This window comes from Streptomyces sp. 150FB (assembly GCF_000818195.1).
Taxonomy (GTDB): Bacteria; Actinomycetota; Actinomycetes; order Streptomycetales; family Streptomycetaceae; genus Streptomyces.
This window is the reverse complement of sequence record NZ_JTHL01000001.1, coordinates 4,912,681-4,925,105: the sequence shown is the minus strand read 5'-3', so window position 1 is coordinate 4,925,105 and position 12,425 is coordinate 4,912,681. Positions and strand designations below refer to the sequence as shown.

Sequence of the window (12,425 nt, the reverse complement as noted above, 5' to 3'; positions counted from 1 at the left end):
CGGCCGCGACCACGCGGAGCCGGTCGCCCGGCTTCACACCGGCGGCGGCGGCGACGGCGCTGTCCACGGCGACCTCGCCGGGACCCTTCGGTTCCGCGCCCTCGACGCGCGGGTGGTCCAGCAGCTCCGTCGACGACCAGCCGTGCCCGGCCGTACGGGCGTCGGCGACCGGTACGACCCGGCCCCGCGCGTCGACGAGCCCGGCGGGGAAGCTGATGTCCGCGGCGACGGCCGTGACGCCCGGGATCCGGGCCAGTTGGCCGGTCAGCGATGCCGGGACCGTGGCGCGCTCCGGCAGCGCGAGCGGCAGGTCACCGGGGCGGTGCACGCTCTGATCGGCCGAGACCAGCACATCGGCGCCGCCGAGCCGGCCGGCCGGGAGGTGGGAGCGGAGGCCGGACTCGGCCAGCACGCCGGTGGCGGTGAGCAGTACAGCGGCTCCGAGCACCGCGCACGCCACGGCCAGCAGGGCGGTGATCCGGTGCCTGGCCATCTCTGTCGCGAGACGCAGCATGGTCAGTTCTCTCCCAACGCGATGAGCCGGGAGGCCAGTTGGGGAGCGGTGGGATCGTCGAGGGTGTCCACGACCCGGCCGTCCGCCATCACCACCGCCCGGTGCGCCTGCGCGGCAGCCGCCGGATCGTGGGTGACCATCACCACCGTCTGACCGAGGTCGTCGGCGAGGTCACGGAGCAGCTTCAGCACATCATGCGCACTGCGCAGATCCAGTGCGCCGGTCGGCTCGTCGGCGAACACGACGGCGGGTTTGGCCGCCAACGCCCTTACGATCGAGGCCCGTTGCTGCTGGCCGCCCGAGAGTTCGGCGGGCCGGTGGGTCAACCGGCCCCCCAGTCCGACCCGTTCGATCAGCGCCCCCAACCACGCCTGGTCCGGGCGGCGTCGTGCCAGCCGCAGCGGCAGTGTGATGTTGTCGGCGACGCTGAGCGAGGGCACCAGGTTGTAGGACTGGAAGACGAAACCGACGCGCTCGCGGCGCAGCTCGGTCCTGCGGGTCTCGTTCAGCCCGGCGATCTCCTGACCGTCGATGCGGACGCTCCCGCCGGTGGGTACGTCGAGCCCCGCCGCACAGTGCATCAGGGTGCTCTTGCCGGAGCCCGAGGGCCCCATCACGGCGAGAAACGTGCCGCGCTCCACGGTCAGGGACACCCCGTGCAGGGCGGTCACGCCTCCCGGATACGTCTTGCTGACATCGCTCAGCGCGATGGCGGGTACGGCAGCCACCACGGAATCCCCGGCCCCCGCCCCGGCCCCGGCCGCCCCGGCCCGGGCCCCTGCTTCCCCGAGTCGTGTACTCATCGCCGGCCCCGCAGACGCAGCGTCACGAGCGCGACCACGCAGAGGGCGGTGACCACACCACAGGCGAGGTGGACCGACGTGCCGGCGGCGCCGTACGAGGCCACCATGTTGCCCGCCGCGCTGATCACCAACAGCACCCAGAGCAGCGGCCGCACCACACCGGCCCGCTGGGCGTCGGGCGGCGGTCCGTCAGGGGTCCCGGTGGCGCCGATCAGGCCGTAGGGGTCGGTGTTCGTCATGGTGCGCTCCCTGTTGTTTCCCCGTGTGGGGGGCTCTCTCTGTCGTCACCGACGCTACGAACCGCGACCCCCCGCCGCCGAGCCCGCCAGCGCCCCTGTTCGGGGTACAGCAGGCTGTACCCGCCGGGCCGCGCGGGCCCGGCGGCCGGCACGGACGGCCAGTACCGGGCGGTCGGTACGGACGGGTGCGGGGCGGTCGGTACGGGGCCCGAGTGACCTGACATCATCGGGCAATTGGGTGGTGGGCAGAGCTGCCCTGAACGATGGAGGAGCGCTGTGCCGCTGACCTCGGAACCGCTGCGGAAGCTGGGGTTCTTGACGATCGGGCTGTTCGACCAGGCCGACCCCCGGCGGGGACACGAGTCGACGCTGGAGATCATCGAGCTGGGCGAGAAGCTGGGTTTTGACAGCGCGTGGGTGCGGCACCGTCACCTCCAGTACGGCATCTCCTCCCCCGTCGCCGTCCTGGCCGCCGCCTCGCAGCGCACCAGCCGTATCGACCTGGGCACCGCGGTCATCCCGCTGGGCTGGGAGAACCCGCTGCGGCTGGCCGAGGACCTGGCGACCGTCGACATCCTGTCCGGCGGCCGGCTGAACCCGGGCGTCAGCGTCGGCCCGCCGATGCACTACGACAAGGTCGAGCACGCGCTCTACCCCGACACCGCCAACGCCGAGGACTTCAGCTACGAGCGCGTCCGCCGGCTGCTGGACTTCGTACGCGGCACACCCGCGACCGACTTCAGCGGGGTCGAGGGCTTCGAGGTCTTCTCCGACCGCGTCCAGCCGCAGGCCGCCGGCCTCGGCCGCCGCATGTGGTACGGCGGCGCCAGCCTGCGGTCGGCCTGGTGGGCCGGTGACCACGGGATGAACTTCCTGACCAGCAGCGTTGTCAAGGCCGAGGAGGCCGAGGACTTCGCGGAGATCCAGCTCTCGCACATCCGGACGTTCCGCGCCCACCACCCCGAGGGCGAGCGCGCCCGCGTCTCGCAGGGGCTCGTTGTCATTCCGACCGACAACGCCTCGCCCGCGCAGCGCGCCAAGTACGAGGAGTACGCGCTGAAGCGGACGCCGCGCACCGAGAAGCCCCAGGGCCCGATGCGCATGATGTTCGCGCCCGACCTCGTGGGCTCCTCGGCCGAGATCGCTGAACGGCTGTACGCCCACGCCGCGTTCCGCGAGGTCGACGAGGTCGCGTTCGCACTGCCGTTCAGCTTCGAGCACGACGACTACGTACAGATCCTCACCGACATCGCCACCGGACTCGGCCCCGCGCTGGGCTGGAGCCCGGCCGCCTGACGTCTGCTGTGCGCCGGAGGCGGGTCACGCCGACGGGTCAGCCGCTCATGATCTGCCATACGCGCGTCGCCACTTGGAGGTTCAAGCGGTGCTCCACGTCTCCCAGGTCCCTGCCGCTGATCTCCTTTATGCGCTGCAGCCGGTAGCGCAACGTGCTGCGGTGGACGCCCAGCGCCGCCGCGGTCCCGTCGTAGTTGCCCCCGCACGCGAAGTACTGGGTGAGCGTGAGCACCAGGTCGCCGTGGCGCCTGGTGTCGTAGTCGAGCAGCGGGCCGAGCCATTCGCGTACGAACCGCTCGACCTCGTGGTAGTCGTTCCCCGTGCTGAGGAGCCGGTACAGCCCGAGTTGCTCGAACGAGGTGCTGCCGTACGGGCGTCGCGAGCGCGTCCGCAGCTCCAGGGCGCGCAGCGCCTCCTTGTAAGCGCGCGGGAGGTCGTGCGGTGTCTCGGCGGCGCCGCTGAGTCCCACCGCGCCGGTCGGTGAGCCGAGCGCCGTCGCCAGGCCCGCGTACAGCGCGTCGCCGCGCGGCGGGCCCGCGATCACCAGGACCTCTCGTCCCGACAGCCGCGCGGGAAGGACCGCCAGGTCCAGCGCCCGGCAGGCCCCAGAAACGGCGCGGCTGAAGGCCTCGTCGGACGGCAGGCCCGTCCACCGCACGACGGCCAGGTGGTGCGGGCCGTGCAGGTCGTGCCCGACGGCCTCGGCGCGGGCGACGGCGCCCGCGTCGTCGGTTCCGGTGACGAGGTCGTCGACCAGGTCGCGGCGCAGCCGCAGCTCGACCTCCGCCAGGTTGCGCCGGTGGGCGAGTTCCAGGGCGAGCATCGTGCACGCGTAATCGAGTGCGAACAGTTCGTGTTCGCCCGCCCGCCGCCCGGGGTCGACCAGGGTGATCAGACCCAGCGTCTCGCCCCGGTAGCGGGCGAGGCCGACGATCCCGTCCTTCGTGCGCAGCGGCCGGCTCTCGCGGGCCGCGTCCCGCAGGAGCTGTTGACGCGGCAACGGACGCGGCTTCGGGTACGGATCCGGCCGGCCGGGGCCCGCCCAGGCGTGGAGGTTGCCGAAGCAGTCCTCGATGGCGACGGGCAGCGAGGTGAGCCCGTGGACGGCCTTCGCGATGCCGTCGACGCCCTCGGCATCGATGGTCGCCCTGCTGAGCACCTCGTGGACCGAGCGCTGGATCTCCAGGTCCACGAGCTGCTCGGCGAGCTGCGCGTTGACCGCCTCATGATCGGCTTTGTCGGCGTTCGCCCGCCGGAGCGCGCCTGCCCGCTCCTGGTCCCGGTGGCGCCCCGCGACCTCGGCCAGCGCCCGGCCGGTCTGCTGGGCCAGCGCGCCGAGAAGGAACAGCTCGCTCCGGTCCGGCTCCGCCGGCGCGCTCACCACCAGGAACCCGAGGGGCCCGTCGGAGCCGCACAGCACGAAGGCCCTCGCCCAGACCCGGTCCCGGTCCCGGGCCCGGTCCCGGTCCCGCAGGCTGACCGCTCCGTCGCGCCGGTCCAGCCCCGCCAACTGCTCGGCGAGCGGGATCTCCGCCGCCGGCTCGTCGCCCGCTGCGATCGCCGGGCCCCGCTGTCCGAGCCGGTAGCAGGCCTCGGCCCGGCAGGGCCCGAGCCGGGGTACGGACGACATCGCGCGGCGCAGGACGCTGCCTTCCTCCCACCCGTCGGGGGTCGCCATCGGCAGCATGAACAGCCCGTAGAGGTCGGACAGCTCGGACAGGTGGTCCCCGTCCCGCCCTCCCGGGAGCGGGAGCGCGGCCGGTGAGCCGCGGGCCGGTGTGCGACTGTGCGCGGAGGGCGCGGAGCCCTGGCGTCCAGGGCCCACGGAAGCTGAGTCCATCGCCTGATCACGCCCCTCTGCGAAGCGGTGTGCACGCCGCGTCACGGCTCGCTCGCCCATCCCCGTCACCCAGCATCGCTCATCCCCCGCGCCCCCGCACATGAGCGCCCCCGCGCCGTACGGCTGCCCTGCCGAGCCGAGCGGCGGCACGGATTTCGACCTCCCAGGGCCAGGTTCCGCCGCCCGCCCCGCGCGACCCTCGGATCGTAGGGGGACCGTCCGACCCGGCGGCCCGCCCGCACTCGACCGCGCCCGGGTCACGGGCCCGCGCGGCTGTCCCTGAGGAGCGTTCCCATGGCCAAGGCAGTAGGAATCGATCTCGGCACCACCAACTCGGTGATCGCGGCGTGGGAGGGCGGCGAAGCGGACGTCATCCCCAACACCGAGGGCAGCCGCACCACACCGTCCGTGGTCGGCTTCACCGACTCCGGGGAGCGACTCATCGGGCAGTTGGCCCGCCGCCAGGCCATCCTCAACCCCAAAGGGACGATCTACTCCGCCAAGCGCTTCATCGGCCGGCACTACGACGAGATATCGGACGAGGCCAAGGCCGTGGCGTACGACGTCGTCGAGGGCGAGGGCGGAGTCGCCCGTATCGACGTACGCGGCAAGCTGTACGCGCCCGAGGAGATCAGCGCGCTCGTGCTGCGCAAACTGGCCGACGACGCCGCGAAATCCCTGGGTGAGCGGGTCACCGAGGCGGTGATCACCGTACCCGCGTACTTCAACGACGCCCAGCGCACCGCGACCAAGGACGCCGGCCGGATCGCCGGTCTTGAAGTGCTGCGCATCATCAACGAGCCGACGGCCGCCGCGCTCGCCTACGGGATGGACAAGAAGGAGCACGAGACCGTGCTCGTCTTCGACCTCGGCGGCGGCACCTTCGACGTGAGCATCCTGGACGTCGGGGACGGCGTCGTGGAGGTACGTTCCACAGCGGGCGACAGCCATCTCGGCGGTGACGACTTCGACCGGGCGCTGGTCGACCATCTCGCGGACGCGTTCCAGCGGGACAACGGCATCGACCTGCGCCAGGACCCGCAGGCGCTCCAGCGCCTCTTCGAGGCCGCGGAGAAGGCGAAGACGGAACTCAGCTCGGTCACACAGACGCAGGTCAGCCTGCCGTTCGTCACCGCCGACGCCGCGGGCCCGAAGCATCTGACCGAGACCGTGATGCGCTCGACGTTCGAGCAGATCACCGCCGACCTCGTGGAGCGCTGCCTCGGCCCGGTCGAGCAGGCGCTCGCCGACGCCAAGGTGACCGACAACGACATCGACGAGGTCATCCTGGTCGGCGGCTCCACCCGGATCCCCGCCGTGCAGTCGCTCGTACGCCGCCTCACCGGCGGCAAGGACCCCAACATGAGCGTCAACCCCGACGAGGTCGTCGCCGTGGGTGCCGGGATCCAGGCCGGGGTGCTCAAGGGCGAGGTCAAGGACGTCCTGCTGCTCGATGTCACCCCGCTCTCCCTCGGGGTCGAGACGCGCGGCGGTGTGATGACGAAGATCATCGAGCGCAACACCACCATCCCCGTACGGCGCTCCGAGACGTTCTCCACCGCCGAGGACAACCAGCCGGCCGTCGATGTGGTGGTGGTGCAGGGCGAACGCGAACTGGCCGCCGACAACCGCGTTCTGGGCCGCTTCCAGCTCTCCGACATCCGCCCGGCGCCCCGGGGCGAGCCGCAGATCGAGGTCACCTTCGACATCGACGCCAACGGCATCCTCAACGTCACGGCGAAGGACAGGGCGACCGGCAAGGAGCAGTCCATCACCATCAGCGAGGGCTCCAACCTCGACCAGGCGGAGGTCGAGCGGATGGTGAACGAGGCGGAACGCAACCGTGGCGAGGACAAGGCGCTCCGCGAGGCGGTCGACGCCCGCAACGAACTCGACGCCGCCGCCTACCAGGTGGAGCGGCGCCTCGGCGAGGTCGGTGAAGCGGCCCCCGAACACGAGAGGTCCCGCGCGGAGATGCTGGTCGCCGACGCCCGCCAGGCCGTACGGGACGAGGCCGAGCCGTCGAGGGCGAAGTCGCTGACCTCCGAACTCCAGCAGATGCACGCGGCGCTCGGCGCCCACCAGACGGGCCAGGGGTCCGGCGGTGCGGCGGGTGGCGGCGCGGCCGGTGGCGGTACGGACGGTGCGCGGCCCGGGGACACGCAGGACGACACCGCCGACAAGGAAGGCGCCGACGACGACGTCATCGACGCCGAGTTCGACAAGAGCTGAGGCGCGCCGTGACCACACACCAGCAGCCGGCGGCGGAGCCGCCCGAACAGTCCCAGGAGCCCCGGCCCCGGGAGCCCGACGAGAACGGCGTACGGGGCGAACCCGCCGCCACCCAGGAGCCGTTGGACGACACGGCGCCGGAGAACGCGCCCACGCCCGAAGCGGCCCCAGAACCCGAACCGGCATCGGAACCGGCACCCGAACCCACCGCCGAGGACTTCCGCGACCGCTGGATGCGGGCCCTCGCCGACCTCGACAACACCCGCAAACGCCAGGTCAAGGACCTCGCACGCGAACGGGCCGCCGAACGCGCCCGGGTCGCGGCCGCCTGGCTGCCGGTCGTCGACAACCTCGACCTCGCCCTGGCCCACGCCACCGAGTCCGACCCCGGCTCGATCGTCGACGGGGTGAAGGCCGTACGCGACCAGGCCGTCACCATCCTCACGCAGCTCGGCTACCCCCGTATCGAGCAGACCGGTGTGCCTTTCGACCCGCTCCTGCACGAAGCCGTCGGTGTGGCGGAGGACCCCGAAGCCGAGCCGGGAACGGTGATCGAGGTGCTGCGCCCCGGCTACGGCGAGGCGGGCAGCCAGCTCCGCCCGATGACCGCCGTGGTCAGCAAGCGGCAGGAGTGAGGTGCCATGGCACGCGACCTCTACGACGTCCTCGGACTGCCGCGCTCGGCGAGCGCCGACGAGATCCAGCAGGCCTACCGCACCCTGGCCCGCGCGTACCACCCGGACATCAACAAGGACCCGGAGGCCGAGGAGCACTTCAAGGAGCTGAACGAGGCCTACAGCGTGCTCTCCGACCCCAAGACCCGGGCGCGTTACGACCGGTTCGGCGCGGACTTCCGGCAGATACCTGAGGACTACGACGAGCGCGTGGGCGCCGGCGCGGGTGCCGGCCCGCGCGGCGGCGGCTGGACGACGTCCGGCGGCGGCGAAGGGGCACGGGTCCGGTTCGTCAGGGGATTCGACGACGACGAAGGGTTCGACACCTCCGGCATCAACATCGAGGACCTCTTCGGCGGGATGTTCGGCGCCGGAGGCGCGCGGGGGCGGGTGCCGGGCGCCGATCAGGAGGCCGAGCTGACCCTCAGCGTCGAGGACGCGTACCAGGGCGGTCACCGGAGCATCACCCTCGGCGGCCCGGACGGCCGGCGCTCGTACGACGTCCGCATCCCGCGAGGTGTCACCGACGGGCAGCGCATCCGGCTCGCCGGGCAGGGCGGCCGGGGCAGCGAGGGGGCGCCGGCGGGCGACCTGTTCCTGCGCGTACGCATCGCACCCGACGACACCTTCCGCGTCGATGGCCGCGATCTCTCCGTACAACTGCCGCTCTCCCCCTGGGAAGCGGCCCTCGGAGCGACCCTCCCTGTCCCCACACCGCAGGGCACGGCCCAGGTCACCGTCCCCGCCGGGTCCTCCAGCGGGCGCCGGCTGCGGCTGCGCGGCGAGGGGCTGCCCAACCCGCGTGGCACGGACGGCGATCTCTACGCCGAGCTGCGCGTGATGGTGCCCAAGCAGCCCACCGACCGGGAGCGTGAACTGTTCGAACAGCTCCGAGACGTCTCCGACTTCGACCCGAGGAAGGCGCCATGACCACTCCGCACCGCGAGGCGCGCGAAGCCCGCGAGGCCCGCCGTGACGTCCGCGAGGTCCCCGAGGTCCAAGAGGTCCGCGCGGTGTACGCCCTCGTACCGCTCCCGGGTCTCACCCTCGACGTCGTCGCCCGCCACTCGGGGCTCCATCCCGACCTCGTACGGAAGTTCGTCGCCCTCGGCCTGCTCGACGCGCGCCGGGACGCCGGGGGACGGCTCAGGTTCGCCCAGGACGCCCCGCTGGTGCTCGCCCGGATGGAACGCCTGCGGTCCGGCCTCTGCCTCAACTACGCGTCACTTGGCGTGGTGGTCGACCTCCTCGACCGGATCAGCCTTCTCGAGACCGCGCTGCGCCGTAGCGGTGCAAGGAGTGACCAGCAACGATGGACATGAACCGGCTCACCCAGAAGTCGCAGGAAGCCCTCCAGGACGCCCAGGCCGTCGCCGTGCGGCTCGGCCAGAACGAGACCGACGGCGAGCATCTGCTGCTCGCCCTGCTGGACCAGCGGGACGGACTCGTGCCCCGCCTGCTCGAACAGGCCGGCGCCGACACGGCGGCGCTGCGTACGGCCGTGGACGCCGAGGTGTCCCGGCGGCCGAGGAGCACCGGGCCCGGGGCCTCGCCCGGCCAGGTCTTCGTCACCCAGCGGCTCGCACGGCTGCTGGACTCCGCCGAGCAGCACGCGAAGCGCCTGCGGGACGAGTACGTCTCGGTCGAGCACCTCGTGCTGGCCCTCACGGGCGAGGGTCCGGCGACGGCCGCGGGGAGGCTGCTCACGGAGTACGGCGTCACCGAGGAGTCGTTCCTGTCGGTGCTCAGCCGCGTACGCGGGAACCAGCGCGTCACGTCGGCGACCCCCGAAGGGGCCTACGAGGCGCTGGAGAAGTACGGGCGTGACCTCGTCGCCGAGGCGCGCGACGGCACCCTCGACCCGGTCATCGGCCGGGACGCCCAGATCCGCCGGGTCACCCAGATCCTCAGCCGCAAGCGGAAGAACAACCCGGTGCTCATCGGGGACCCCGGGGTCGGGAAGACGGCCATCGTGGAGGGGCTCGCGCAGCGCATCGTGCGCGGCGACGTTCCCGAAGGGCTGCGGGACAAGACGGTCTTCTCCCTCGACATGGGCTCACTGGTCGCCGGCGCCAAATACCGGGGCGAGTTCGAGGAGCGGCTCAAGGCCGTCCTGAACGAGGTCACGGCCGCCGGCGGGCGGATCCTGCTCTTCGTGGACGAACTCCACACCGTGGTCGGCGCGGGCGGCGGGAGCGAAGGCGCCATGGACGCGGGCAACATGCTCAAGCCCATGCTGGCCCGTGGCGAACTCCACATGATCGGCGCCACCACACTGGACGAGTACCGCAAGCGGATCGAGACCGACGCCGCCTTCGAACGGCGCTTCCAGCAGGTGCTGGTGGACGAGCCGAGCGTGGAGGACACCGTCTCCATCCTGCGTGGGCTGCGCGAACGCCTGGAGGTCTTCCACGGCGTACGGATCCAGGACACCGCGCTGGTCGCCGCCGCCACGCTCAGCCACCGCTACATCTCCGACCGGTTCCTGCCCGACAAGGCCATCGACCTGGTGGACGAGGCCTGTGCCCGGCTGCGGACCGAGATCGACTCCATGCCCGCCGAACTCGACGAGCTGACCCGCCGCGTCACCCGCCTGGAGATCGAGGAGGCCGCGCTCTCCAAGGAGGAGGACGCGTCCAGCCAGGCGCGGTTGGCGGAACTCCGGCGCGAACTGGCCGACCTGCGCGGCGAGGCCGACGCGAAGCAGGCGCAGTGGGAGGCGGAGCGCCAGGCGATCCGCCGCGTACAGGACCTGCGGCAGGAGCTGGAGCGCGTACGCCGCGAGGCCGACGAGGCGGAGCGCGAATACGACCTCAACCGGGCAGCCGAGCTGCGGTACGGCCAACTCACCGAGCTGGAGCGGCGGCTCACCGCCGAGGAGGAGCAACTCGGCGCCAAGCAGGGCGGCTCGCGGCTGCTCCGCGAGGTGGTCACGGACGACGAGATAGCCGGGATCGTCGCCGCGTGGACCGGCATCCCGGTGGCACGCCTCCAGGAGGGCGAGCGCGAGAAGCTGCTCCGCCTCGACGAGATACTCCAGGAGCGGGTGATCGGCCAGGACGAAGCGGCCGGGCTGGTCGCCGACGCCATCATCAGGGCGCGCTCCGGCATCCGCGATCCGAACCGGCCGATCGGGTCCTTCATCTTCCTCGGACCCACCGGGGTGGGGAAGACGGAGCTGGCCAAGACCCTCGCCGCCGCCCTCTTCGACTCCGAGGAGAGCATGGTCCGCCTCGACATGAGCGAGTACCAGGAGCGGCACACCGTCAGCAGGCTCGTCGGCGCTCCTCCCGGCTACGTCGGGTACGAGGAGGGCGGCCAGCTCACCGAGGCGGTGCGGCGCAAGCCGTACTCCGTCGTCCTGTTCGACGAGGTGGAGAAGGCACACACCGATGTCTTCAACACACTCCTCCAGATCCTGGACGACGGGCGCATCACCGACGCGCAGGGCCGGGCGGTGGACTTCCGCAACACAGTGATCATCATGACCTCCAACATCGGGTCCGCCCACCTCATTGACGGTGTCACCGCCGACGGCGAGATCAAGTCGGAGGCCCGCTCGCTGGTCATGGGCGAACTGCGCGGCCACTTCCGGCCCGAATTCCTCAACCGCGTCGATGACATCGTGCTCTTCAAGCCCCTCGGCCTCGGCCAGATCGAGCAGATCGTGGAGTTGCAGTTCGACGGGCTGCGCGAGCGCCTCGCCGAACGCCGTATCGCCGTCGACCTCACCACCGGGGCCCGCCAACTCATCGCGCGGCAGGGCTTCGACCCGGTGTACGGGGCCAGGCCGCTGCGCCGCTACATCTCCCACGAGGTGGAAACCCTCATCGGCCGGGCGCTGTTGCGCGGCGACGTCGAGGACGGCGCGACCGTCCAGATCGACGCCAGGAACGGCGAACTTGTCATCGCGTACGAGGGGGAAGGCGCCGGCGACGACAGCGACCGGCGGCCCGAACCCGTGCCACAGGGAGTGTGAGGACCATGGAATCGCAGAAGTCTCAGGGGTCGCAGGGGTCGCAGATCACCGACTGCCCGTCCTGCGGGCACCGGAACCGGGTGCCGGACGCCGCCGCCGGAACGCCACGCTGCGGCGACTGCCACTCCGCGCTGCCCTGGATCGTGGCGGCGGGCGACGACGACTTCGCGGAGATCGCCGAACGCGCCGCGCCCTTCGTCCTGGTGGACATGTGGGCGACCTGGTGCGGGCCCTGCCGGATGGTCAGCCCCGCGCTCGAAGAGGTCGCCAGGGACCTGGCCGGGGTGATCAAGCTCGTCAAGGTCGACGTGGACCAGTCGCCCCAGCTCGCCGCCCGCTTCGAGGTGCAGGCCATACCGACGCTTCTCGTGCTGGACGGCGGGGAGGTCATCGCGCGGCAGGCCGGGGCGGCGCCGGCGCCCGCGCTGCGTTCCTGGGTGGAACAGGCCATAGCCGGCCGGCGGGCCGGCTCTCGGGACAAGGAGCGAACACCATGACCGCCGAAACCGACTGGCACCTCTCGCTCGTACGGCCGGTCATCCCCCGCACACCGGACGGCTGCGAGGAATGCCTGCGCCAGGGCACCCCCTGGGTCCATCTGCGGCTCTGTCTGACCTGCGGCCATGTGGGCTGCTGCGACACGTCGCCGCTGAAGCACGCGCGCGCCCACGCGGGCACGGTCGGACACCCGATCGTCGAGTCGTACGAGCCCGGTGAGAACTGGCGCTGGTGCTTCGTCCACGAGTCGCTGGTCTGACGCCGGTCGCCCGCCACTGGTCGGCACACCACAGCACGGACCCGGCGCGCTGGTGTGCCGCGCGCCGGGTCCGTCCCGTACGAGTCCCCTA

The 12,425-nt window shown here is 72.0% G+C and carries 11 protein-coding genes and 1 pseudogene; 8 read left to right on the top strand and 4 right to left on the bottom strand.

Annotation, left to right across the window (positions count from 1 at the left end):
• The 3 genes and pseudogenes from QR77_RS48885 to QR77_RS21020 all read right to left on the bottom strand — a co-directional run.
• Positions 1 to 514, bottom strand: a pseudogene (locus QR77_RS48885) (ABC transporter permease); the annotation flags it as partial.
• Positions 515 to 516: 2 nt separating this feature from the next.
• Positions 517 to 1,317 (bottom strand): ABC transporter ATP-binding protein, encoded by an 801-nt coding sequence (locus tag QR77_RS21025; protein ID WP_078876967.1) that lies wholly within the window; start codon positions 1,315 to 1,317, stop codon positions 517 to 519.
• Entirely contained in the window at positions 1,314 to 1,556 is a 243-nt protein-coding gene (locus QR77_RS21020; protein WP_040023585.1) for a hypothetical protein, read from the bottom strand. The genes QR77_RS21025 and QR77_RS21020 overlap by 4 nt, the downstream gene beginning before the upstream one ends.
• A gap of 276 nt (positions 1,557 to 1,832) precedes the next feature.
• Here QR77_RS21020 and QR77_RS21015 point away from each other — a divergent pair, with 276 nt between their 5' ends.
• Positions 1,833 to 2,852, top strand: coding sequence for an LLM class flavin-dependent oxidoreductase (locus QR77_RS21015; RefSeq protein WP_040023584.1), 1,020 nt, complete (start codon positions 1,833 to 1,835; stop codon positions 2,850 to 2,852).
• Between the two features lie 37 nt (positions 2,853 to 2,889).
• On the opposite strand, the gene QR77_RS21010 is transcribed toward QR77_RS21015, so the two are convergent.
• A complete protein-coding gene (locus tag QR77_RS21010; protein WP_107068963.1) occupies positions 2,890 to 4,692 on the bottom strand; it encodes a helix-turn-helix domain-containing protein in 1,803 nt (600 codons plus the stop codon).
• Between the two features lie 294 nt (positions 4,693 to 4,986).
• Here QR77_RS21010 and dnaK point away from each other — a divergent pair, with 294 nt between their 5' ends.
• From dnaK to QR77_RS20975, 7 genes are read left to right on the top strand one after another with little or no spacing between them, the layout of a single operon-like run.
• The gene (gene dnaK, locus QR77_RS21005; protein ID WP_040023582.1) at positions 4,987 to 6,924 is read left to right on the top strand and encodes a molecular chaperone DnaK; all 1,938 of its coding nucleotides are present in this window, start codon (positions 4,987 to 4,989) and stop codon (positions 6,922 to 6,924) included.
• An 8-nt stretch (positions 6,925 to 6,932) separates the two neighbouring features.
• The gene (locus QR77_RS21000; protein WP_040023580.1) at positions 6,933 to 7,559 is read left to right on the top strand and encodes a nucleotide exchange factor GrpE; all 627 of its coding nucleotides are present in this window, start codon (positions 6,933 to 6,935) and stop codon (positions 7,557 to 7,559) included.
• Positions 7,560 to 7,565: 6 nt separating this feature from the next.
• Positions 7,566 to 8,528, top strand: a complete 963-nt coding sequence (locus tag QR77_RS20995; RefSeq protein ID WP_040023578.1) for a DnaJ C-terminal domain-containing protein — start codon at positions 7,566 to 7,568, stop codon at positions 8,526 to 8,528.
• Positions 8,525 to 8,920, top strand: a complete 396-nt coding sequence (locus tag QR77_RS20990) for a chaperone modulator CbpM (protein ID WP_078876965.1) — start codon at positions 8,525 to 8,527, stop codon at positions 8,918 to 8,920. Before QR77_RS20995 ends, QR77_RS20990 begins: the two co-directional genes overlap by 4 nt.
• Positions 8,911 to 11,577: an ATP-dependent chaperone ClpB gene (gene clpB, locus QR77_RS20985; protein WP_052488947.1), complete on the top strand. Its 2,667-nt coding sequence runs from the start codon at positions 8,911 to 8,913 to the stop codon at positions 11,575 to 11,577. Before QR77_RS20990 ends, clpB begins: the two co-directional genes overlap by 10 nt.
• A gap of 5 nt (positions 11,578 to 11,582) precedes the next feature.
• Entirely contained in the window at positions 11,583 to 12,074 is a 492-nt protein-coding gene (gene trxA, locus QR77_RS20980; protein ID WP_052488946.1) for a thioredoxin, read from the top strand.
• A complete protein-coding gene (locus tag QR77_RS20975) occupies positions 12,071 to 12,334 on the top strand; it encodes a UBP-type zinc finger domain-containing protein (RefSeq protein WP_040023577.1) in 264 nt (87 codons plus the stop codon). The genes trxA and QR77_RS20975 overlap by 4 nt, the downstream gene beginning before the upstream one ends.
• The last annotated feature ends 91 nt before the right edge of the window (positions 12,335 to 12,425 follow it).